Here is a 21,623-nt window from a genome sequence, read left to right on the forward strand (position 1 = left end):
AACACAGGTTGTCTTTATGGTCACCCTGGTCGTGCAGCAGCCGGTCGCCGCGCCCCCGGCCGTCGTCTGGACGCTGCTCACCGACCCCGAGCGAATGAACACCTGGTCCAGCGCCCGCATCGAGCTCATCGACGCCGGCGATCGGGGCCGCCCCGACGGCGTCGGCACGCTGCGCCGGGTGCTGCTGCCGCGCGGCGCGGCCCGGCTCACCGAGGTCATCCACGCCGCCGAGCCGCCGCACCGGCTCGGCTACACCGTCGTCGGCGGGGTCGCCGCGCTACGCGAACACACCGGCACGATCACCATCACCCCGGCCGGCGACACCGGCTGCGCGATCCGCTGGGAGGTGGTGCTGCGCTTCGCCGTGCCCGGGCTGGCGGCGGTGAGCAAGCGGCTGATCGGCCCCGAACTGCGCCGCTCGCTGCACCGGCTGGCCGAACTCGCGCCGACCGCGACCGCCGCCCCCCTGCCGCCGCCACGGCATCTCGCCCAACGCGACCTGCCCGCCCTGCACGAGCAGGTCGCCGCGGTCCTGGCCGAGCAGCGCGCGATCGCCGACAGGCTGGCCGCCGCCGGTGACCCCAAGCAGTGGTTCGCTCGGGTCTACCAGTACGTCACCGAAGAACAGCTGGCGCACCTGCGGGCCGGGCGCGCCGACAACCCGGAGTGGGTGCTGCGGCTGATCCCGCGCTTCCACCAGCTGTACCGGAAGAACCTGCTCGCCTTCGAACGCGGCGAGCCCACCGAGAAGCCGTGGGCCAAGGCGTGGGGGCTGGCCGAACGCGCCGGGGCCACCGGGTCGGCGCAGCAGATGATGCAGGCGCTGCTGCTCGGCGTGGCCGCCCACATCGAAGCCGATCTGCCGCGGGCGTTGCACGACACCTACGTCGAGGACTTCGCCGAGTCCTGTGATTACGTCTATTTCCGAGCCGACTACCTGCGGATGGCGGCCGTCTTCCGCATCGCCTCCGACCGGCTGATGGCCGAGCTGCCCCGCCGCTACGCCCCCACCTGGCTGCGCGCCGCCCGCGCGGTGTTGCCCCCGGAGCTGCGCGACCAGCTGATGCGCCGCTACTACGACATCCCGCGACGCCGGCTGGCGGCGTTCAAGCAGGGCCGCCCCAACACCGAAGCCGAGCCGGACCCGCCGGCACCCACCGACCACGGCCACCGGCTCTAGGCTCGGCGGATGGCCGACCGTGAGATCACCGACCCGGTGGACCTGTGTCTGCCCGACGGCACGCTGAACCCCGCCGCGGTCGGCTGGTCGCGCCGCCCGCTGCACCGCGGCAACCTGACCGGCTGGGGCCGCACCAAACGCTGGGAGCACTGGTGTGTGACCAGCCCGACGCATCTGGTCGCGCTGACGGTCGCGGACCTGGATTTCCTGTCGCTCAACGCGCTGTACGTCTTCGACTACACCGGCCCCGAGTTCACCCGCGCCACCCTCGGGCCGCCGTCGCGCACGCCGCGGCTGCCGGGGCACATCGCCGGGACCCCGGCCGGTGGTGACGTGACGTTCGGCCCCGATCGGCCGGGACGGTTCGGGTTGCGCACCGCGATCAGCGCCGCCGACGGCGGCACCCGCCTCACGGCGCGCTGCACCACGCTGCGCGGCGCCCCGGTCGAGGTGGATCTGCTGGTCGGGCTGCCCGACGGCCACGAGAGCCTCAGCGTGGTGGTGCCGTGGAGCGCGCAGCGCTTCCAGTACACCTCCAAGCACAACACCCGCCCGGCACGCGGAAGCGTGCGCATCGGCCAGCGGGTTTACGAATTCGGCGACGACGCCTGGGGCACACTGGATCACGGCCGCGGACGATGGCCACGCTCGGCGTCGTGGAACTGGGGCACCGCGTCGGGCCGCACCGGCGGGCACGTCGTCGGCCTGCAGTTGGGCGGAAAATGGACCGACGGGACCGGCACCACCGAGAACGCGCTGTGCGTGGACGGCCGGCTCACCCGGATCGGCGCCGACCTGCACTGGGAATACGACCGGTCAGACTTCCTGCGGCCGTGGACGATCCGCACGATCGGCATCGATCAGGTCGAGCTGACCTTCACCCCGTTTCACAATCACCGCGCCCGCGCGGACATCGGGTTGCTGGGCACCCGCACCGACCAGTGTTTCGGGCACTACGCCGGGCGGATGCGCACCGCCGACGGCCGCGACCTTGTGATCGACGGGTTACTGGGCTGGGCGGAGGACGTCCGGATGCGCTGGTAGCTCACCAGTCCAGCAGCGGACTCGTCGGCCGGTCGGCAAGTCTTTGCACCACCCACTGGTTCATCGACACGTTCTGCTCGGCGGCCTCGACGGCCAGGCGGGCGTGCAGTGCCGGTGAGGTGCGAACGACGAACGTACCGCTGTAGGTGCGCTCGGTGAGCGGCCGCGGAATGGGATATCCGCTGGCTTCGCGGTCCGCGAGGTACTGCTCGACCGCCTCCTCAAGGTCGAGCAGCGCGGCCCGCATCGTCGGTGCCCGCCCGGTCAACTCCGGCAGTTCGATGCAGCGTCCGACGTATTCACCGAGCTCCGGTGCCCATTCCGCGCGGTAGGTGTAGTGGCTCACCCCAGGTAGTAGCGCATGCGATATCGCATTCGACAAGTCACTCGTTGCCCGGACAGGTACGGATGGGGCAGTTGAGGCGACATCACAAGCCGATCACAGGCCGCGTGGCGTCCCGGCCCACCCCGGGGTGCGTTGTTAGTTTCCGACGACACCGGTGACGGAAGGGACGCACGTGCGGACGCTTTGGACGCGAGGGGTTACGGCGAAAACGCGCACCCGCTTGCGGCGCCTGTCGGCCGGGCTGGCCGGCGCCGCACTGACCGCCGGGGTGCTGGCGGTTCCCCCGGCAGCGGCGTTCTCGCCGGAGGGCCTGCCGGTGGAGTATCTGCAAGTCCCGTCGGCGGCGATGGGCCGCGACATCAAGGTCGAGTTCCAAGGCGGGGGCCCCAAGGCGCTGTACCTGCTCGACGGGATGCGCGCCCAGGACGACTTCAACGGCTGGGACATCAACACCGCGGCGTTCGAGTGGTACCACGATTCGGGCATCTCGGTGGTCATGCCGGTCGGCGGGCAATCGAGCTTCTACAGCGACTGGTATCAGCCGGCCAAGGGCTCGGCCGGCACGACGACCTACAAGTGGGAGACGTTTCTGACCCAGGAGTTGCCGGCCTGGTTGTCGACGAACAAGCAGGTCTCCCCGACCGGGAACGCGGTGGTGGGCCTGTCGATGTCGGGCGGGTCAGCGCTGACCTTGGCCATCTGGCACCCGCAGCAGTTCGTGTTCGCCGGGTCGCTGTCGGGGTTCCTCAACCCGTCGAAGGGGTTGTGGCCCACGCTGATCGGCTTCGCGATGAAGGATGCCGGCGGCTACAACTCGGTGGACATGTGGGGCACGGCCAACGATCCGGCCTGGCGGCGCAACGACCCGACGGTCAACGTCAACCGGCTGGTGGCCAACAACACCGCGGTGTGGGTGTACTGCGGCAGCGGCACCCCCTCGGACCTCGACGGCGGCGGGGGCGCGAACCTCTACAGCGCGCAGGTGCTGGAGAACATCACGGTCAGCAGCAACAAGGACTTCCAGAAGCTCTACCAGGCGGCCGGTGGTCGCAACGCGGTGTTCAACTTCCCGGCCAACGGCACCCACAGCTGGGGCTATTGGGGCCAGCAGTTGCAGGAGATGAAACCCGATCTCATCCGGGTGCTCGGGGTGGGCGCCGACGAGCCCGCCGCGCCGGCGACCCCCGCGCCGGACGCGCCCAACGACGCCCTGCCCAACCCGCAGCCGCAGCAGGTGCCGGGCCAGCCGGCCCCCGGGCAACAGGTGCCCGGGCAGCAGGCCCCTGGTCAGCAAGTTCCGGGGCAGCAAGTCCCCGGCCAACAGGTTCCGGGGCAGCCAGTCCCGAACCAGCAGGTGCCCGGCCAGCTGCCCACCCAGCAGTACCCCGCCCGCCCGGGCCCGGCGCAGCAATACCCGGTCCAGCAGTACCCACAGCAGTACCCGGGTCAGCAGTACCCACAGCAGTACCCGGTGCAGCAGTACCCGCCGCAGTACCAGCAAGTCCCGCAGCGCTACCCGACGATCTAGCGCCGCGGCAACCCGAAGGCGTCCGGGCTGGCGGCCGCCCACACGTCGGCCCACGACTCGGGCGGTTCGGCGAGCAGCACACCGGGCTCCAGCCATTCGTACAGCTCGGCGTAGGACCGCACGATCGTCGGCGCAACCCGCTTGCGCAGCATGTGCGGCGAGAGCTCCTCGGGCCGGTGCGCGCCCAGCGAGCCCATCATCTGCATCGCGTGATGCACCGTCGCCTCCTGGTAGCGCTGCACCCGCACGCTCTTGTCCGCGACATCGAGCGCCCGGAAGCGTTTCGGGTCCTGGGTGGCCACCCCGACCGGGCAGGTGTTGGTGTGGCAGCGCTGCGCCTGGATGCAGCCCACGGCCATCATCATCGCGCGCGCGGCGTTGGTGTAGTCCGCGCCCTGGATGAGCCGCTTGACGACGTCGGTGGCGCCGGCCACCTTGCCGCTGGCGCCCAGCTTGATCCGGTCCCGTAACCCGGTGCCCACCAATGCGTTGTGCACGGTCATCAGCCCATCGGTCAGCGGCATCCCGACATGATCCTCATACTCCAGCGGCGCCGCGGCGGTGCCGCCCTCCGCGCCGTCGACGATGATGAAGTCCGGGGCGGTGCCCTCCGCGAGCATCGCCTTGCAGATCGCCAGCACGTCCAACCGCGTGCCGACGCAGAGCTTGAACCCGATCGGTTTCCCGTCGGCCAACTCCCGCATCCGGGCGATGAACCGGATCAGCTCTCGCGGCGTGGAGAACACCGAATGATACGGCGGACTCACGCATTTCACCCCGGCCGGCACCCCGCGGTAGCGGGCGATCTCGTCGCTGACCTTCGCCGCGGGCAACACCCCGCCCAGCCCGGGTTTGGCGCCCTGGCTGAGCTTGAGCGACAGGCATTTGACGTTCGGGTGCGCGGCCTTGTCGGCGAACTGCTGCGGGTCGAACCGCCCGTCGGGGGTGCGCGCCCCGAAGTAGCCCGAGCCGATCTCCCACACCAGGTCCCCGCCGTTCTCCAGGTGATACGGGGTCAGCCCGCCCTCCCCGGTGTCGTGGGCGAACCCGCCGAGCGCCGCGCCCTTGTTCAGCGCACGGATCGCGTTGGGCGACAACGCCCCGAAGCTCATCGCCGAAACGTTGAGCAGCGCCATCGAATACGGCCGCCGGCAATCCGGGCCGCCGACGATCACCCGCGCCGGCTCGGCCGGGATCGGCACCGGCGCCACCGTGTGCGCCAGGTGCTCATACCCGACCTCGTCGATGTCGCGTTCGGTGCCGAACGCCTGCTCGGCGTGGATGCCCTTGGCCCGCTCGTAGATGATCGTGCGGCGTTCCCGGTCGAAGGGGCGCCCGTCGTAGTCGCGTTCGATGAAGTACTGCTGCAACTCCGGGCGCAACGCCTCCATCAGATAGCGCATGTGCCCGAGCACCGGATAGTTGCGCAGCACCGAATGCCGCCGCTGGGTCAGGTCGTAGGCCCCCACCGCGAACAGCAGCGCGGCCGGCCCGGCCAGAAACCACCACGGCCACGCGGCGAACACCGCCGCCACACCCGCCGCGACCGCCACGACACCGAGGGCCGCGAACGTCAGAAATCGGTACATAAGTCAGTGTGCAGACTACGCCGACGGGACTCAGAACAGTGGTCCGCCGCCGAAGAACTGCCGGTGCGAGTCGGGCTGGTTGCCCTCGACGTCGGTGATCCCGTAGTCCAGCGCGGCCTCCGCGGTGATCAACGTCTGGCCGCTGCGGGCAGCCAGGTCGGGGTCATCGAGCAGGGCGACGACGACCCGGCCGATGAACTCCGGGGTTTCGGCGTTGGCCAGCGAAAAGCCGTGGAATTCCTCCACCCCCCAAGCGATCATCGCCTCGTTCTTCACCAGCCCCGGCCACAGCGACAGCACGCTCACCCCGGTGTCGCGCAGGTCGACGGCCATGTCGGCGGTCATCTTGTCCAACCCGGCCTTGGACATGCCGTAGAGCACCGAGTGCAGATAGCCGCGGGTCCCGAACGAGGAGATGTTGACGATCGCCCCGGCACCGCGGGGCACCACCAGCCCCGCGGCGTGCACCGCCGCGACGTAGTGGGCGCGCAGCCCCGCCCCGATCAGCGAATCCCAGTCGCTCAGCGGCCGGCGCCAGAACGGCTCGTTGAACCCGGCGAAGCCCTTCGGGGCGGCCCACACGTTGTTGACCAGCAGGTCGAGCCGCCCGTCCTGCTCGTCGGCGATGCGGGCGAACAGCGCCGCGATCTGCTCGTCGTCACGGTGGTCGCACTGCACCGCGATGCCGTGCCCGCCACGCTCGGTGACCGCCGCCGCGGTGGCGTCCAGCGGCCCGTCGACACCGACCGGGCCGCGCGCGGTGCCGTACACCGTCCAGCCCGCCGAGCCCAGCGCCACCGCGATGCCCTTGCCCACGCTGCGGCTGGCCCCGGTGACCAGCGCGACCCGCTCACGTCCGGTGCGGCGATCCCCGGCGGTGGGCGGGGAAGCGGACACAGCGTGCTCCTTTCCGGGGTGGAACGCGGGGCGAGAAGGCACGGGCCGAGCGTCGGCCGGCCGGCAACCTCACGCCCCCTGACCGTACCCAGGCGGCCTCAACGCGACTTTTAGAGCATTGCTCTGTTACTCTTCGGTAACCACTCGACCGAAGGAGCACACCATGGTCACCCTCGCCAGCGACGGCCCCGTCTGGACCCTCGACCTCGGCGCCGACGAGAACCGCTTCTCGCTCGACTGGCTCACCGCTGTCGAGACCGCCCTCGATGACCTCGAGGCGACGACCGAGCCGGCGGTCCTCGTCACCACCGGCGTCGGCAAGTACTACTCGTTCGGTCTGGATCTGGACTGGGTCGGGCAGCACTTCGATCAGCTCGACGCCTACGTCGACCGCGTCCATGCGCTGTTCGCGCGGGTGCTGACGCTGCCGGTGCCGACCGTCGCCGCGGTCAACGGCCACGCCTTCGGCGCCGGTGCGATGCTCGCCCTGGCCCACGACTGGCGGGTGATGCGCGAGGATCGCGGCTACTTCTGTCTCCCCGAGGTCGACATCCCCATCCCGTTCACCCCCGGCATGACCGCGCTGATCGCCGGCAAGCTGACGCCGCGCGCGGCGGTCGACGCGATGACGACCGGGCGGCGCTACCCGGGCGTCGACGCCGCCGCCACCGGGCTGGTCGACGACGTCGCCCCGCTGGACGAACTCGCCGACCGCGCCGCAAGCATGGTCCGGCAGCTGGCCGGCAAGGACCGCAACACCCTCGGCACCATCAAGGCCCGACTCTTCGCCGACACGGTCACCGCCCTGCGCCGCTCGGGCACCGGAAGCTGATGGGGCGCCCCCGCCGCTACGACCGCGAGACCCTCGTCGGCCACGCCCGCGCGCTCTGGGTCGAGCACGGCATCACCGGAGTGACCATCCGCGCGTTGAGCGCCGCGTCCGGCGCCTCCAACGGCGCGGTCTACCACGCCTTCGGGTCCCGTGACGGCCTGCTCGCGCGGGTGTGGGCCCGCGAGGCCGACGGGTTCCTGTCCTTCCAGCGGCACGCCGTCACCGACGCCATGGCCGACGGCACCGCCGTCGACGGCCTGGTCGCCGCGGCGCTCGCGCCGGCCGGCTACGCCGAAACGAACGCCGACGGCGCGCGACTGTTGCTCTCGGTCACCGCCGACGACCTGATGACCGCCGAACTCACCGACGACGGGCACGCCCAACTGCGCCAGCGGCAGAAGGAACTCGGGCAACTGCTCGTGGAACTGGCCGCCGCGTTGTGGCAGCGCCGCGACGCCGCGGCCGTCACGACCGTGCGCTACTGCGTCGTGGACCTCCCGGGCACCCTGCTGCTGCGATCGCAGCAACTCACCGACCCGCTCGCCCGACACGCCCTCGAACGCGCGGTGCGGGGCATCGCCGCCGAACCGCCCCCGTCGGTCTGAGCCCGCCCCCGCGCCGCGACGCCGCGCACGCCGGCCAGCGGGTGCGACCGGCCGCAGCCCACGCAGGATGCTGGCCGGCCCGGTGTTGATCTAAGGTTTGGCCAGTGCAACGACGACCGCCCCGCCGGCCCGGCAGCCCGCCCCAGGTGCGCCGCTGATGTCGCGCATGGACGAAGCCCGGGTCCGCCGGATCCTGGACATCGCACTGCGGTTCGGTCAGCTGATGCTGGGCTCGCAGGCCGGTACCGCCGATGTGGCCGCCACCGTCATCGGGGTGGCCTCGGCCTACGGCCTGTCCAACACCCAGGTCGACATCACCGCGAACTCGATCACCGTGTCGGTGCCGCGCAAGGTGCCCGGCGCGCCGGTGACCGCGATGTATCTGGTGCAGACCCGCTCGCTGGACTACAGCCGCCTGCAGGCGGCCACCAACCTCGCCCAGCAGGTCGTGGACACCACTCCCGAGCCGGAGTGGGTGCAGGGCCAGCTCGACGCCCTGGAGAACGCCGGGCACCCCTACCCGCGGTGGGTGGCCACGGTCAGCTGGGCGTGCATGGCCAGCGCCTTCTCCGTGCTCATCGGTGCGGTGCCGCTGGTGGCGCTGATCTCCGGGATCACCACCGCGCTCATCGACCGGGTGGGCCGCGTCCTCAACCGCCACCACGTGCCACTGTTGTTTCAGCAGGTCACCGCCGCGTTGATCGCCACCAGCGTGGCGATCGGGTTGCACGCGGTCGGCTGGCTGCCCGAACACACCCCGGTCTCCCCGGTGGTCGCCGCCAACATCGTGGTGTTGCTGTCCGGGCTCGCGACCGTGGGTTCCTTCCAGGACGCCATCACCGGCTACCAGCTCACCGCCGCCTCCCGCATGATGGACATCCTGCTGTCGTCGGCGGGCATCCTGGTCGGGGTCACCGTGGCGGTGCGGATCGGCTCGGCGCTGGGCGTGCACGTCTACGTCAGCCCGGCGATGCCGCTGGCCGCGCTGCCGGTGCCGCTGTACGCCCTGGCCGGGGCGGTGGGCGCGGGGGCGGCGGCGCTGGCCGGCTACGCGCATCCGCGGGCGGCGGTGGCCGCCGGGGCGGCCGGCGCCATCGCGTCGCTGATCTTCTTCGGCCTGCAGCTCATCGACGCCGGGATCATCGTGAGCTCGTTCGTCGCCGCGTTGGCGACCGGTCTGGTCGGCAGCATCCTGGCGCCGCGGCTGCGGGTCACCCCACTGGTGATCATCGTCTCCGGTGTCGTCCCGCTGGTGCCGGGGCTGACCCTGTTCCGCGGGTTCGTCCAGCTGGTCAACGGGCAGTCCGCGGCGTCGGGCAGCCTGGGCATGGCGGCCGGCCTGGCGCTGGCGCTGGGCGCCGGGGCGGTCCTGGGTCCGCTGCTGGCGCCCTCGGTGCGCCGCGAGCTCAGCCGCGCCCGGCACCTGCCCGAGGACCTACACCTGCATCAGGGCGACAACGGCCGCTGGTTCCCGCAGCTCGCCGGGATCCGGCTGCCCCGGGTCCGTCGCGGCGGGAAAAACCACCGGCACGACTAGCCGAAGCGCGGCTCGGCGAGGGTGAACCGCGCCGACTCGATGACCGCCCCGACCCGCCGGCCCGGCCGCAGCCAGCGCGGCAGGCTGCCCGTCGAGGTCACCTCGACGCTCACCAGGGCGGGCCGCGCCCGCGCGGAACAGACCAGCACGCTGTCGCCGACCCGGCCGTCGGCGAACTGCTGGCGGGCGGTGCCCGTCAGCCGCAGCGGCACCGCCGGGCCCAGCGGGCGGGCACTGGCCCGCACCCGCCAGACCCCGTCGGCGCCGGTGCCGGTCATCACGGCGCCCGGATCCCCGTCGAAGCGGGCCAGGGTCTTGGGCATCGCCCAGTTGGTACGACCCCCCACCAGGCTGGCCGGGGAGTCCACCGCCATGAACGCCACATGCCCCCACGGCCGCAGCCCGCTGCGCGAGCCGACGATGCCCAGCACCTCGTCGTACGGGCCGACCGGGGTGTCGGTGTAGCGCACGAACCCGCCGACGGTGAGCAGCCCGGTGCTGCCACCCAGTGCCGGGGGCAGCGCCGCGGCCGCGGCCCGCCCGCCGCGGCCCAGCCACACCAGCCCCGAGCAGTGACACTCCCAGGGTGCCGGGGCGTCGTTCGCCGGCAGGGTGGCGACCAGCGCGTCGCTGAGCAGGGTTTCGGGGATGGCCGGCAGCCCGGTCAGCTCGGTGCGGCTCATGGCTGCCCTCCTTCGGCGCGGGCCCGGTAGGCGGCCCGGGCGGTGCGGTCCAGCTCGGTGGTGACCTTGTTGCCGCCGGAGAGCCGGAACACCGCGTCGACCAGCGGGGTCGGCAGCGGCGCCGAGCCGCGCGACACCCAGCCGACCGGTTTGGGCACGAACACGGTGCGTGATCTGCCGCGGCGCAGCTCGGTGGCCACCGCGGCGGCCACGTCCTCGGGGTCGCACACCAAAAACCGGTCCAGCAGCGGCGGGGCGGTCATCCCGGCGATCAGCTCGGTGCGCACGAAGCCGGGGCAGATCGCCGAGATCGCCACCCCGCTGCCGCGCCACTCCTGGCGCAGCGCGGCGCTGAACCCGACCACGGCGTGCTTGGCGGCGCAGTAGGTGGCGGCGTTCGGGGAGGCCAGCGTGCCCATCACCGAGGCGATGTTGACGACGTGCCCGCGGCCGCGTTCGGCGAACCGCGCCCCGGCCAGCCGGGTGGCGGTGAGCACCCCCATCAGGTCGATCTCGATGGTGCGGGCGGTCAGCGTCGGCTCCTCGGCCAGGAACGGCCCGATCGGCATGATCCCGGCGTTGTTGACCAGCACGTCCAGCCCGCCCAGGGCGGTGGTGGCCGCGTCGAGGAACCCCGCGATGCTGGCCGGGTCGGCCACGTCGAGCCGGTGGGCGCTCGCCCGCCCGTCCCCGAGCTCAGTGGCGGTCTGGCGGACCGCCTCCTCCTGCACGTCGCCGAGCGCCACGCGCGCGCCCGCCCCGATCAGGGCCTCGGCGATCGCGCGGCCGATGCCCTGGGCGCCGCCGGTGATGGCGACCCGGAGTCCGGAGATGGTCGACATGGTGGTTAACCATGTCACATGACCGGCCCGCGAACCCGTGGTGTCGGACCCGGCGAAAGCGGTAATACTGGGGCCGGTGAACGAGCGCGGCGATGCGGTGCGCGACACCCTCAACTGGGTCGCGCAACTGGTCCCCACCCCGGTGCGTGATCTGGCCCGGTACGGCGGGGACAACGTGCTGGCGGCCGTACTCGCCGTGCTCGGCGGCGCCCACCGCGACGGCGAGCCCGCCACCGACGACACCGATCTCTCCCCCACCGACCGGGTCACCGGCGGCATCCTCGCCGGCGCCGGGCGCTACACCCGTACCGAGGTCGCCGAGCGCGCCGGAATCTCACTCGCCGACGCCCAGCGGTTGTGGCGGGCGTTGGGGTTCGCCGAAGTCGGTGCCGACGAACGCGTCTTCACCAGCGCCGACATCGACGCGCTGAGTGACGTCGTCGCGCTGATCGACGGCGGCGTGCTGGACATGGCCGGTGCCCTCGCCCTGGCCCGCCCGTTCGGTCACCTGTTCTCCCGGCTGGCGGTGGTGCAGACCGGGCTGCTCGCCGACGTGCTGGGCGCCCGCATCACCGACGACCAGACCGCGGACGACCCGCTGCTGGCCGAGCACGTCGCGCGGCAGGCGATGGCGGTCTCCGCCGACCTGCTGCCGGCCCTGGAGCGGACCACGGTGTACGTGTGGCGCCGGCATCTGGCGGTGGAGGCCGGCCGCGCGCTGCTGCCCGCCGACGTCTCCGATCTGCACGACGACCGGACCGCGGCGATCGGGTTCATCGACATCACCGGCTTCACCCGGCTGACCCGCGGGCTGAGCAGCGCGGAGCTGGCGGCGCTGCTCGAACCGTTCGAGGCGATCGTGTTGGAGTGCGCGCTGGCCCACGGCGGCAAGGTGATCAAGAACCTCGGCGACGAGGTGATGTTTGTCGCCGGGGAGGCCGCGGCCGCCGCCGAGATCGCGTTGGGCGCGCTGGAGCGGATCGGCGCCGACGACCGGTTACCGCCGGTGCACGCCGGGCTGGCGTGGGGGCCGGTGCTGCGCCGCGGCGGCGACGTCTACGGCGAGGTGGTCAACCTGGCCTCCCGGATCACCGGGCTGGCCCGCCGCGGCACCATCCGCATCGACGAGGCGATGGCCGAGCAGTTGGAGTCCGACCCGCGGTTCCGGGTGTCGCGGCGCCCGCCGCGGCGGGTCCGCGGCTACCTGCAGCTGCACACTTACCGGCTGCGCCGCGCCGCGGACTAGCCGCAGGCGCGCACTCAGCGCACCCCGGCAATCAACCGCCGGATCCCCGGCGCCGCCACCGCCAGCGCCATACCCAGCACGACAGCGGTCCCGCCGATCACACCGAAGTAGGGCGCCTCGTTGCCCGGGTCGTAGTGGCCGGCCAGGATGCCGGCGGCGGTGGTGCCCAGCGACACCGACAGGAAGAACAGCGCGATCAGCTGGGTGTGGAACGCCTTGGGCGCCAGCTTGGTCGTCACCGACAGCCCGATCGGGGACAGGAACAGCTCGGCCACCGTGAACAGCAGCAGGATCCCGACGATGGCGGCCAGCGGGGTGCCGCCCGGCCCGCCGCCGGTCAGCGGCAAAAACGCCAGGAACGCCACGCCCATGGTCGTCAGCCCGATCGCGAACTTCACCGGCGAGCCGGGCTGGCGGTCACCGAGCTTGGTCCACAGCGCCGCGAACACGCCGGAGAACACCACGATGAACACCGGGTTGATCGCCTGCACCCAGCTCGGCGGCAGCTGCCAGCCGAACAGCATCCGGTTCAGCCGCTGGTCGGAGTAGATGGCCAGCACGGTGAACTGCTGCTGAAACAGCGACCAGAACGCCATGCTGGCCAGGAACAGCGGGATGAAGCCCAGCACCCGGCGCCGTTCGAGCGCACTGACCTGCCGGCTGGACAGGATCACCGCGAAATAGCCGACCGCGGCCAGCCCGGCCGCCGCGGCCATCACCGCGGCGAGGTTGGCCGCGGTCAACACGCCGGTGCCGGCGGCGGCCAGGACGAGCGCCGTCGCCACCGACGCGGCGGCCAGCACCCGGCGCCGCTGGGCCGGGCCGAGCGGGCGGGGCACCTCGCGGGCCGTGTCGGGCAGGTTGCCGCGGGCGCGGGCGTACTGGATCAGCCCGGCCGCCATCGCGGCCGCGGCCGCACCGAAGCCGTAGTGGAAGCCCAGCGTGCTCTGCAGCAGCCCGGTCAGCAGCGGGCCGAGCAGCGCGCCGATGTTGACGCCGAGGTAGAACAGCAGGAACCCGGCGTCGCGACGTGGGTCGTCGGCGTCGTAGAGGGCGCCGACGATGGCGGTGGCGGTGGCCTTGACCCCGCCGCTGCCGACCGCGATCGCGACCAGACCGACGGTCAGCCCGGCCGCGCCCGGGAGCACGGCCAGGCCGAGGTGGCCGGCGGCGACCAGGGCGGCGCTGAGGAACAGCACCCGCTCGCTGCCGGCCACCCGGTCGGCGAGCCAGGCGCCGAGGATGGTCGCCAGGTAGACCCCGCCGCCGTAGGCGCCGACGATTCCGGTGGCCACGGTCCGGTCGATGCCCAGCCCGCCGTGGTCGGCGGCGTAGTACATGTAGTACAGGACGATGCCCTGCATCCCGTAGAACGAGAACCGTTCCCACAGTTCGAGTCCGAACAGGTCGGCCAGCACCCGGGGGTGGCCGAAGAAGGTGCGCTGGCCCCGGCCGGTGTCGTGCATCGGCAGGTCTAGCGGAACCGGTCGATGCCCGGGATCTTGTCCAGGATGCGGTCGCGCAGCCGCGGCGGCGGTGGCGGCGGCGGCGGCGGGGGCACGAAGACCGGCTCGGGGACCGGCTCGGCGGCCGGTGGCGGCTCGGCCGGCGGCGGTGCGGCCGGGGGCGCTTCGACCGGCGCTTCGACCGGGGGTGCCTCGACCGGCGGCGCCTCGGGCACGGAGGCCTGCTCGGGTGGCGCCAGCGGTGACTCGGGGACGACCAGGGGCGCTTCGGGCGCGCCGTTGCCCGGCGCGGCCAGCGGCGCCGGCTCCGCGGTGGGACTCGGGGCCGGGGGCGGCGCGGGCGGGCGCACGGTCTGCTGCCCGGCCTGGCTGGGCGGCGGCTCCTCGGTGCGCGACGATGACCGGCCCACCGCGCCCACCGCGACCGCGACGACCAGCAGCACGGCCGCGGCGCCCGCCAGGGCCGGGACGCGCCGGGACCGGCGCGCCGGGTCGGGCGCCACCGTCGGCTCGGTGGCTGCGCGGGCGGCGGCCAGTGCCGCGCCGCGGGGCAGGGCGAACTCGCCTTCGGCGGCGCTGAGCACCGGCTGCGTGGTCACCTGACGCAGCCGGGCGGCCAGGGCCTCCGCGTCGTCGGCGCCCAGCACGAACACCACGTCCGGGCGGGGCCGGATCCGGCGCACCTCCTCGGCGACCTGCTCGGCCCGCGTTTCGGGGTCGGGGCCGTCGACGGGTTCGATCGTGATCCGCTGCGCGTTGATGCTCGCGACCGCGGCGGCGTCGGCCTCCACATTGCACACGGCGAGGAAGTCGTAGCCCGCGACGTCGGCGATCGCCGCGGCCAGCAGCCCGATCGCCTCGCTGTGCGACAGCGCGGTCACCGCCGCCCGCCGGGCCAGCACCTGCTGTGCCTCGCCGGCTAGACCGGCCGCGTCCTCGGACCAGGTCAGGCCGATGGCGCGCCACTGCGCGCGCTCGGCCAGCGCGTCCAGCGCGGCCAGCGCGTCCGGGGCATCGGTTCCGTCGACGTCGACGACGCCGTGGTCGAGCGTCGCGCCCGCCCCGGTCCCGTCGACCGCCACCCACCGCGCCTGACCGCCGGTGAGCGCCACCCCGAGCACGAGGTCCATGTGTGACCTCCGATCCATCTTCGAACCCGTCCGAGGCTACCGGCCGCGGCGGGCACCGTCGTCACCGCGGAGCACCGGCCAGGTACTGCTCGACCGGAATCGGGGCGTTCGCGGTGTAGCCGATCGGCAGCAGCACATCCCCCGCCGTGGTGTGGTAGTAGACGTCCCAGCGGTAGTAGGCGGGGAACGCGGCCGGGTCGGCGGCGAGCACGGTGGCGTAGTCGGTGACCGCCCGCACGTAGTGGTCGGAGTGGTTGTAGGCGAAGACGGCGCGGCCGGGATCCTGGGCGAAGCCGCTGGCGGCCAGGTAGCGGCCGGCCGCCATGATCGCGTCGCGCGGCGAGTAGATGTCGCCGCCGTTGCCGTACTGGGCGAACGTCGACGGCAGGAACTGCATCGGCCCGTGCGCGTTGGCGCTGCTGGGCCCGACGATGCGACCGAAGCCGGTTTCGACCAGGTTGATCGCGGCCAGGTAGTTCCAGCCGACGCCGGTCGCCGCCTGGGCCTGCCGGTAGTAGTTCAGCAGTTCGCCGGCCGGGGCGGGCGCGACGATGCGCCATGGCGGCAGGGTGGCCTTCGGTTCGGTGGCGGCCAGCGCCACCAGGTTGCGGCGGGCGTCGATGTTGCGGTCGTAGACGCCGCGCAGCTGGGCCGGAACCCGTTGTTGGGCAACGCCGTCCCACTCCGGGTGCCGACCCAGGGTGCGGTAGGCCAGCTGCTGGCGGCGGGCCGCGTCCTGCAACTGGGCGGGCGGCGTCGCCGGGTTGCGCAACAGTTGGTCGGCGGCCAGCAGGCTGTCGATCACCGCGACCGCGTCGGCCGCCGGCGGGTCCGCGCCGGCCGGCACCGGAGAGCACCACGCCAGCAGGGCGACCGCGGCCCACACCGTCGTCCGGACCCACTTGGCGCGCATGGCTCTCCTCCGCCGGTGTGCTCGTCGACCTCCGCCGCGGCGACCGATCGAAGAAGCCGAGGCTACCGCGCCGGACCGATATCGTGAGGGACGGTGAGCACAACCGCGCAACCGACACCGCGCCCCGCGCGCGGCGCGCCGCGCGTCCCGCCGGACTGGACCCCGCTGCGCTGGGGCGGGCCGGCGCCGTTCATCTCCTGGGTCACCTACCGGCGCCCGGACGGCTCGGAATACACCTGGCGGGCCCGCCCGCACCGCAAAGGCGCCGGCCCGCTGCTGCTCTCCGCCGACCGCGCCGGGCTGCGCACCGCGGCCGGCCGCACCCCCACCACCACCAACCCCTGGCGGCGGTTCTGGGCCCCGCACCGGCTGGCCTGGTGGCTGGCGATCGTGTTCACGGTCGGCTCGGCGCTGTTCGTCGCCGGGGCGGCCGGCTCCCTGGCCCCGGGGCTCTTCGGCGGGCAGCACCGCATGTCGATCTTCGCCGAGGCCTGCTACTTCGCCGGGGCGGTGCTGTTCACCGTGGCGCTCTACGGGCTGCTGCTCGAGGCGCTCAACACCGACGAGCGGATCGGCCCCGAGCGCGCCAACCCGGCGCCGCGGCGGTTCCGCTGGTGGATCACCCCCGGCGACCTCACCCGCCTGGAGGTGCTGATCCCGGTGGTGTTCCTGGCCGGCTCGCTGATCTTCAACTACGAGACCACCGACTCGTTGGCCAGCCTCTTCGACCTGCTGCCGCGGATCGCGCTGTGGCAGACCACCATGCTCGGGTCGGTGCTGTTCCTGCTCGGCTCGGTGCTGCATTTCATCGAGGCCGGCAACCGCTACCTGAGCCTCGAGCCCGGCGACATCTCCTGGTGGATCGGGGTGCTGTTCATCCTGGGTTCGGTCGGCTTCGTCGTCGGGTCGCTGCCCGGCCTGGGCACCCCGGGGCTGCCCGACGCGCACGCCCACGCCGGCGCGTTGATCGTCAAGATCAGTTTCCTGTTCGGCGGAATCGCCTACCTGGTGGGCAGCTACCTGATGCTGCCGGAGATGTTCACCCAACTGCGGTCCACACCGTCGACCCAACCCCGGTAGCGGTGCACTAGGTTGAGGGCCAGCGCTTTCCGGCCGGCCCTCCCTGAAGGACACCACATGCTCAGCACCATGCAGGACGCCCCGCTGTCACTGGCGCAGCTGTTGCGCTACGGCATCACCGTGCACGGCGACGCCGAGGTCATCACCTGGACCGAGACCGGGCCGCGGCGCCAGACCTACACCGAGACCGGGCGGCGCTGCGCCCGCCTCGCGCACGCCCTGACCAAGCTCGGCATCACCGGTGACCAACGCGTCGGCACCTTCATGTGGAACAACTCCGAGCACTTCGAGGCCTACCTGGCGATCCCGGCCATGGGCGCGGTGTTGCACACCCTCAACATCCGGCTCTTCCCCGAGCAGCTGATCCACATCGTCAACCACGCCGAGGACCGGGTGATCCTCGTCGACGCGTCACTGCTGCCGCTGCTGGCCCCGCAGCTGCCGCAGTGCACCACCGTCGAGCATCTGGTGGTGACCGGGTCGACGGTGCCCGACGCCGAGCTGCCCGAGTCGATCACCGTCCACGCCTGGGAAGACCTCATCGCCGGGGAGAGCGACGAGTTCGACTGGCCGGAGCTCGACGAACGCAGCGCCGCCGCACTGTGTTACACCTCCGGCACCACCGGCGACCCCAAGGGCGTCGCCTACTCCCACCGGTCGATCTGGCTGCACTCGATGCAGGTGTGCATGACCGACGGGATGGGGCTGCGCCAGGGCAACATCGCGCTCAACATCGTCCCGCAGTTCCATGCCATGTCGTGGGGAATGCCCTACGCGGCGTTCATGATCGGAGCGTCACTGCTGATGCCCGGTCCGTTCCTGCAGCCGGCGCCGCTGGCGGAGATGATCGCCGCGGTGCGGCCCGACTTCGCCGCCGCGGTGCCGACGATCTGGCAGGGCCTGCTGACCTACCTGGCCGACCACGACGTCGACATCTCCTCGATGAAAAAGGCGGTGGTCGGCGGGTCGGCGGCACCGCCGTCGCTGCTGCGCGACTTCCAGGACCGCTACGGCATCACGGTCATCCACGCCTGGGGGATGACCGAGACCTCGCCGCTGGGCTCGGTGGCCAACCCGCCGGCCGAGGCCACCGGCGAGGACCTGTGGCGCTACCGCCAGACCCAGGGCCGCTTCTCCGCCGCGGTGCGCGCCCGGCTGGTCGACGACGACGGCACGGTGATGCCGCACGACGGTTCGGCGGTCGGCGAGGTGCAGGTGCGCGGGCCGTGGATCGCCGGCAGCTACTACCGGGTCGACGCCCCGGACAAGTTCGACGACGGGTGGCTGCGCACCGGCGACGTCGGCTCCATCACCCCCGACGGCTTCCTGACGCTGACCGACCGCACCAAGGACATCATCAAATCCGGCGGGGAATGGATCTCCTCGGTCGAGCTGGAGAACCTGGTGATGGGCCACCCCGACGTGCTCGAAGCCGCCGTGATCGGCATCCCCGACGACAGGTGGGACGAACGCCCGCTGGTGGCGGTCGTGCGCCGCGAGGGCGCCGACACCACGTTCGCGCAGCTGCGCGAGCACCTGGACGGCAAGCTCGCCAAATGGCAGCTGCCGGAAAACTGGGCGTGGGTCACCGAGATCCCCAAGACCAGCGTCGGCAAGTTCGACAAGAAGCGGCTGCGGGCCGCGTACGGCGCCGGCGACCTCGACGTCGAGCGCCTTTGATCCGGCTCAGGGCCGGGTCTCGCCGTCGATCAGGCGGCGCACCGCCGCGGCCTGCCAACGCTTGCCGCTCTCGGTGCGCTGACCGCAGGCGTTGAGCACCCGGGCGGTGGCCGCGCGGGTGACCCCGCAGTCGTGCACCAGCCACCGCGCATAACCGGCCAGCATCGGTTCGCGATCACACCACCGCCCGTACGGCGAGGGCGGCAGCGGCGGGCTGGGCACCTCGAGCAGCCGGCCGGTCTCGGCCTCGACGGTGCGGATCCGCTCCGGCACCCGGGCACCGGCGCCGACCAGCGCCTCCTCGATCTCCGCGCTCAGCTTCTCCATCCCGGCGGCCGCCAGCACGGCGTTGGCCAGGTTCTCCACCGCGCGTACCTCGGCGCGCAGCGCGCAGTCGATCTCGTTCAGCGAGCCGTCCGCCTCACACACCGACAGGTCCCGGCCGGCGCGCAACTGCCGCCCATGGCGCTCCAACACCAGGATCATCCGCCGGAGGTGCTGGTCGCGGCCGAAGTCGGCCATCAACCACGGCACCCAGACGTCGGCGCGGTCTTCGACAGCGTGCGCCAACGCCACCACCACCTCATCGATGTGGGTCAAGTCCTCGTGGCGGAACGGGACGTACGGCTCGAACCCGTAGGCCTCGACGACCTGACAGCCGCGATCCCAGGCGAGCTGAGCCAGTTCGTCGCGCCGCGCGTGCACGTCACGGTCACCGAGCAAAATCAGCCGAGTCCTGCCCACCAGGGATGTCATAACGTCGCGTTCCTCCCGCTGCCGAATACCGCTCTGACCAGACGATATCGGCTCGGTCTGACATGTTTTCCGGCTCGCGAACGCCTTGTGGTGCTGAGGATGCGGGCCACGTCGGCAGTCCTGGAGCATCCGAGGAAGCCGCCGAACCACCGGCACCTGAAGCCGAGTGTGCGGCGATGCGCAGCCGGGTATGCGTTCACCACGCCGAGCCGGCAGCCATCGCCACCGGGAGACCGGCGCCCCGGTCGCGCGTTTCCCGACGAGCGTCGGCCGCGCTCTCGAGTCACAGGAGGTAGACCATGCCCAACAGAAGACGGCTGAGCGGCCGCAAGATCGCCGTGCTCGCGGCTGACGGTTTCGAGCGGGTTGAGTTGGTCGTACCGCTGCGGGCATTGCAGCTGGCCGGCGCCGATGTCGACGTCGTCTCGTTTCGGCGCGGCCGCATCCGCGGTGTGAACCTGCACATGCCCGCCGCCCGAATCGGCGTCGACAAGACGATCAGCGCTGCCGACCCGGACCGCTACGACGGCCTGTTGCTACCGGGTGGATTCATCAACCCCGACCTCCTTCGCCAGTCCGGCCAGGCGAGGCGGTTCGTCGCGGCCTTCGCCGACAGCGACAAGCCGATCGTCACGCTGTGCCATGGACCGTGGGTGCTCGCCTCCGCGGGACTGCTGGGGGGACGAACTCTCACCTGCTGGCCCGGCATCCGAGACGACGTGGTCAACGCCGGTGCGGTCTGGCTCGACCGGGAAGTCGTCCGGGACGGGAACCTCGTCACGAGCAGAGGTCCCCAAGATATGGCCGCCTTCGTGCCCGCGATGCTCGATGCCTTCGAGCGGCCCCCGTCGCAGACCCACGGGGCGGGCCCGCCTCAGGTGTCCGATCCGCAGCTCAGCGAACCCATCGGCTGGGCGGTGGCCATGCTGCGCTGGGCGCCGAAGCCATCGCTCCCCGCGGCGATCGTGGGATTGGCCGTGGGTGCCCGCCTGTATCAAGGATTGTCGCGTCGGCGGGCCCTGCCGTAGGGGACGGGTCAAGCGACCATTGCCGCCGCTGACGTCGCGGCTGCCCAGCGACAGCAGCGCCGTTCCACCACGTCTTCAACCGGTCTCCCGGTCCCCACCGGTCGTGGCTACCATGGCGCCGGGCCGCCGCCGCCCGAAGACCCAGTGAACACAAACCGACGCGCATCGACACCTGGACTGGAGCCGTGACCGACACCTCGACCGCCCCGCCGCAGCCGACCCGAACCTTCGACACCGCCGGACTGATCACCCTGCCGATCCGGCTGGTGATCGGGTGGACCTACTTCTCGGCGTTCTGGCGGCGGGTGGCCCTCGAGGACAAGCTCGACCCGAACCTGCCGGGCTACATCGGGGAGAAGTTCAACCACTTCCTGCCCAACGCGCTGGGCATCGGCCCGATCATCGAACACCTGCTCACCCACCCCGGGCTGCTGCAGGTCGCGATGACGGTGTTCACCATCGCCGAAGGCGTGGTGGGCCTGGCGGTCATGCTGGGGCTGTTCACCCGGGTGATGAGCCTGGGCGTGCTCTCCTTCGCGTTCGGAATCCTGCTCAGCGCCGGCTGGCTGGGCACCACCTGCCTCGACGAGTGGCAGATCGGCATCCTCGGCGTGGCGTGCGGGTTCGCGCTGTTCCTCAGCGGCGGCGGCCGCTACTCGCTCGACCACCTGCTCGCCAACCGCGGCGCCGGCGTTACCCGGTGGCGGTGGTTCCCGCTGGTGGCCTCCGGGCCGATCCCGCTCAAAGCCCCGGCGGTGGCGGCGGGCGCGGCGGTCATCACCGCGCTGGCGCTGTTCACCAACCAGTACTTCCACGGCGGCGTGTACGGCACCCTGCACAACAAATCGGTGGCCCCGCTGATCGAGATCATCGACGCCGAATTCGACGGCGACACCGTCACCTTCGAGGTGTACCGCACCGAAGGTGCCGACGTGTACGGGGCGTTTCTCATCGGCATCGACGTCACCGACGACAGCACCGGAAAGCCGCTGCTGCACCTCGACGGTGCGCAGCTCAGCCGGCTGTCCGCCGACGCCATCGACAACCGGTACGTCGCCTCCGTCGAACCCGGCGCGCACAGCCTGATCGTGCCGCTGGGGGCGCGCGCGAAGATAACGCTGCCCGCCGACGGTTTCGACCCGGCGCATTCCTACACGCTGACGCTGACCGACATCAGCGGCGCCGCCTGGCACTCCCGCATCGGCGACTGAGCGCGATTCCCGCACCCCGTGCCGCGGTCC

Annotated in this window: 19 protein-coding genes and 1 pseudogene; 11 read left to right on the forward strand and 9 right to left on the reverse strand. The window is 72.1% G+C overall.

The features are described from left to right. Nucleotides 1-16: 16 nt before the first annotated feature. Entirely contained in the window at nt 17-1,180 is a 1,164-nt protein-coding gene (locus tag A5643_RS08235; protein ID WP_066853773.1) for an SRPBCC family protein, read from the forward strand. 9 nt (nt 1,181-1,189) lie between these two features. Continuing rightward, entirely contained in the window at nt 1,190-2,224 is a 1,035-nt protein-coding gene (locus A5643_RS08240) for a DUF2804 domain-containing protein (protein WP_066853775.1), read from the forward strand. A gap of 1 nt (nt 2,225) precedes the next feature. On the opposite strand, the gene A5643_RS08245 is transcribed toward A5643_RS08240, so the two are convergent. Further along, a complete protein-coding gene (locus A5643_RS08245; protein WP_066853777.1) occupies nt 2,226-2,570 on the reverse strand; it encodes a type II toxin-antitoxin system HicB family antitoxin in 345 nt (114 codons plus the stop codon). 220 nt (nt 2,571-2,790) lie between these two features. On the opposite strand from A5643_RS08245, the pseudogene A5643_RS08250 reads away from it, so the two are divergent. Next, nucleotides 2,791-3,747 (forward strand): annotated as a pseudogene (locus tag A5643_RS08250) (esterase family protein); the annotation flags it as partial. Nucleotides 3,748-4,094: 347 nt separating this feature from the next. Here the strand turns inward: A5643_RS08250 and A5643_RS08255 are convergent. Both A5643_RS08255 and A5643_RS08260 read right to left on the reverse strand, forming a co-directional pair. Beyond that, entirely contained in the window at nt 4,095-5,687 is a 1,593-nt protein-coding gene (locus A5643_RS08255; protein ID WP_066853779.1) for an FMN-binding glutamate synthase family protein, read from the reverse strand. 30 nt (nt 5,688-5,717) lie between these two features. Continuing rightward, nucleotides 5,718-6,584: an SDR family NAD(P)-dependent oxidoreductase gene (locus A5643_RS08260; protein ID WP_066853781.1), complete on the reverse strand. Its 867-nt coding sequence runs from the start codon at nt 6,582-6,584 to the stop codon at nt 5,718-5,720. Between the two features lie 163 nt (nt 6,585-6,747). On the opposite strand from A5643_RS08260, the gene A5643_RS08265 reads away from it, so the two are divergent. The 3 genes from A5643_RS08265 (at nt 6,748) to A5643_RS08275 (ending at nt 9,558) form a co-directional block, all read left to right on the forward strand. Then, nucleotides 6,748-7,416 carry an enoyl-CoA hydratase/isomerase family protein gene (locus tag A5643_RS08265; RefSeq protein WP_066853783.1) on the forward strand — a complete coding sequence of 223 codons (669 nt, stop codon included), beginning with the start codon at nt 6,748-6,750 and terminating at the stop codon, nt 7,414-7,416. Further along, entirely contained in the window at nt 7,416-8,021 is a 606-nt protein-coding gene (locus A5643_RS08270) for a TetR/AcrR family transcriptional regulator (protein ID WP_066853786.1), read from the forward strand. The genes A5643_RS08265 and A5643_RS08270 overlap by 1 nt, the downstream gene beginning before the upstream one ends. 157 nt (nt 8,022-8,178) lie before the next feature. After that, nucleotides 8,179-9,558: a threonine/serine exporter family protein gene (locus tag A5643_RS08275; RefSeq protein WP_231995494.1), complete on the forward strand. Its 1,380-nt coding sequence runs from the start codon at nt 8,179-8,181 to the stop codon at nt 9,556-9,558. Here the strand turns inward: A5643_RS08275 and A5643_RS08280 are convergent. Both A5643_RS08280 and A5643_RS08285 read right to left on the reverse strand, forming a co-directional pair. Then, a complete protein-coding gene (locus tag A5643_RS08280; RefSeq protein WP_066853788.1) occupies nt 9,555-10,241 on the reverse strand; it encodes an acetoacetate decarboxylase family protein in 687 nt (228 codons plus the stop codon). The genes A5643_RS08275 and A5643_RS08280 overlap by 4 nt on opposite strands. Next, entirely contained in the window at nt 10,238-11,083 is an 846-nt protein-coding gene (locus tag A5643_RS08285) for an SDR family NAD(P)-dependent oxidoreductase (RefSeq protein WP_066853790.1), read from the reverse strand. Before A5643_RS08285 ends, A5643_RS08280 begins: the two co-directional genes overlap by 4 nt. Nucleotides 11,084-11,159: 76 nt before the next feature. Here A5643_RS08285 and A5643_RS08290 point away from each other — a divergent pair, with 76 nt between their 5' ends. Continuing rightward, nucleotides 11,160-12,329, forward strand: a complete 1,170-nt coding sequence (locus A5643_RS08290; protein ID WP_197497682.1) for an adenylate/guanylate cyclase domain-containing protein — start codon at nt 11,160-11,162, stop codon at nt 12,327-12,329. Nucleotides 12,330-12,343: 14 nt separating this feature from the next. On the opposite strand, the gene A5643_RS08295 is transcribed toward A5643_RS08290, so the two are convergent. The 3 genes from A5643_RS08295 to A5643_RS08305 form a co-directional block, all read right to left on the reverse strand. After that, the gene (locus A5643_RS08295; protein ID WP_066853792.1) at nt 12,344-13,795 is read right to left on the reverse strand and encodes a peptide MFS transporter; all 1,452 of its coding nucleotides are present in this window, start codon (nt 13,793-13,795) and stop codon (nt 12,344-12,346) included. 8 nt (nt 13,796-13,803) lie between these two features. Then, nucleotides 13,804-14,925, reverse strand: a complete 1,122-nt coding sequence (locus A5643_RS08300; protein WP_066853794.1) for a DUF7159 family protein — start codon at nt 14,923-14,925, stop codon at nt 13,804-13,806. 61 nt (nt 14,926-14,986) lie between these two features. Then, on the reverse strand, nt 14,987-15,838 hold the full coding sequence (locus A5643_RS08305) for a lytic transglycosylase domain-containing protein (RefSeq protein ID WP_066853796.1): 852 nt from the start codon (nt 15,836-15,838) through the stop codon (nt 14,987-14,989). 93 nt (nt 15,839-15,931) lie between these two features. On the opposite strand from A5643_RS08305, the gene A5643_RS08310 reads away from it, so the two are divergent. Together A5643_RS08310 and A5643_RS08315 are read left to right on the forward strand one after the other, a co-directional pair. Beyond that, entirely contained in the window at nt 15,932-16,918 is a 987-nt protein-coding gene (locus A5643_RS08310; protein ID WP_066853798.1) for a hypothetical protein, read from the forward strand. A gap of 57 nt (nt 16,919-16,975) precedes the next feature. Continuing rightward, nucleotides 16,976-18,598 (forward strand): long-chain fatty acid--CoA ligase, encoded by a 1,623-nt coding sequence (locus A5643_RS08315; RefSeq protein WP_066853803.1) that lies wholly within the window; start codon nt 16,976-16,978, stop codon nt 18,596-18,598. Between the two features lie 6 nt (nt 18,599-18,604). Here A5643_RS08315 and A5643_RS08320 read toward each other — a convergent pair whose 3' ends face one another. After that, entirely contained in the window at nt 18,605-19,354 is a 750-nt protein-coding gene (locus A5643_RS08320; RefSeq protein ID WP_066853805.1) for a hypothetical protein, read from the reverse strand. Nucleotides 19,355-19,692: 338 nt separating this feature from the next. Here A5643_RS08320 and A5643_RS08325 point away from each other — a divergent pair, with 338 nt between their 5' ends. Together A5643_RS08325 and A5643_RS08330 are read left to right on the forward strand one after the other, a co-directional pair. Next, a complete protein-coding gene (locus A5643_RS08325) occupies nt 19,693-20,382 on the forward strand; it encodes a type 1 glutamine amidotransferase domain-containing protein (RefSeq protein ID WP_231995495.1) in 690 nt (229 codons plus the stop codon). A 185-nt stretch (nt 20,383-20,567) separates the two neighbouring features. Then, entirely contained in the window at nt 20,568-21,593 is a 1,026-nt protein-coding gene (locus A5643_RS08330) for a TQO small subunit DoxD (RefSeq protein ID WP_066853809.1), read from the forward strand. The last annotated feature ends 30 nt before the right edge of the window (nt 21,594-21,623 follow it).

The organism is Mycobacterium sp. 1274756.6 (assembly GCF_001668625.1).
Classification (GTDB): Bacteria; Actinomycetota; Actinomycetes; order Mycobacteriales; family Mycobacteriaceae; genus Mycobacterium.